The organism is Evtepia sp. (assembly GCF_034090835.1).
GTDB lineage: Bacteria > Bacillota > Clostridia > Oscillospirales > Oscillospiraceae > Evtepia.
On record NZ_JAXDRS010000058.1, the window covers coordinates 1 to 1,343 of the forward strand.

At 61.5% G+C, this 1,343-nt stretch carries 1 pseudogene; it reads left to right on the plus strand.

From position 1 onward, the window contains the following. Positions 1–1,343: pseudogene (locus tag SOR61_RS10195) on the plus strand (preprotein translocase subunit SecA); the annotation flags it as partial.

The window sequence follows — 1,343 nt, forward strand, 5'->3', positions numbered from 1 at the left end:
AACAACGAGTTCGGCTTCGACTACCTGCGGGACAACATGGCCATCTACAAGGCTGAGCTCATGCAGCGCGGCCACGCCTTCGCCATCGTGGACGAGGTGGACTCCATCCTCATCGACGAGGCCCGTACCCCCCTCATCATCTCCGGCATGGGCGAGCAGTCCACCCAGCTCTACACCCTGGCCGACAACTTCGCCGCCTCCCTGAAGGGCCTCACGGTAGCCACCGTGGACGACAAGGAGGAGGAAGCCGAGGACATCGACGCCGACTATGTGGTCAACGAAAAGGCCCGGGCCGTCACCCTGACCGCTCGAGGCATCGCCAAGGCAGAGAAGGCCTTTAACATCGAAAACCTCTCCGACCCGGAAAACTCCACCCTCTCCCACCATATTAACCAGGCCATCCGCGCCCGGGGTCTCATGAAGCGGGACATTGACTACGTGGTGAAAGACGGGGAAGTCATCATCGTGGACGAGTTTACCGGTCGTCTTATGTATGGCCGCCGCTACAACGACGGTCTCCACCAGGCCATCGAGGCCAAGGAAAAGGTCACCGTAGCCCGGGAGTCCAAGACTCTGGCCACCATCACCTTCCAGAACTACTTCCGTCTCTACAAGAAGCTCTCCGGTATGACCGGTACCGCCCTCACCGAGGAAGAAGAGTTTAACGCTACCTATCAGCTGGACATCGTGGAGGTCCCCACCAACAAGCCTCTGGCCCGAGTGGATCACCCCGACAAGGTGTATAAGAACACCGCCGGCAAGTACCGGGCCATCGTGGAGCAGATCGCCCAGTGCCACGAAAAGGGACAGCCTGTCCTGGCCGGTACCACCTCCATTGAAAAGTCCGAGCTCATCTCCAAGATGCTCACCAAGCAGGGCATCAAGCACAACGTCCTGAACGCCAAGAACCACGAGAAGGAAGCCGAGATCGTGGCCCAGGCCGGTAAGTTCGGCGCCGTCACCGTGGCCACCAACATGGCCGGCCGTGGTACCGACATCATGCTGGGCGGCAACGCCGAGTTCCTGGCCAAGAACGACCTGCGCAAGGCCGGTCTCTCCGACGAAATGATCGCCGAGGCCACCGGCTTTGCCGAGACCGACAACCAGGAGATCCTGGACGCCCGGAAGATGTTCTCCCAGACCGAGAGCAAGTACAAAGAGCAGCTGGCGCCCGAGGCCGACAAAGTGCGGGAGGCCGGCGGCCTCTTCATCCTGGGCACCGAGCGCCATGAGTCCCGCCGGATCGACAACCAGCTGCGGGGCCGTTCCGGCCGTCAGGGCGACCCCGGCGAAAGCCGTTTCTACCTGTCCCTGGAGGACGACATCATGCGTCTGTTCGGCTC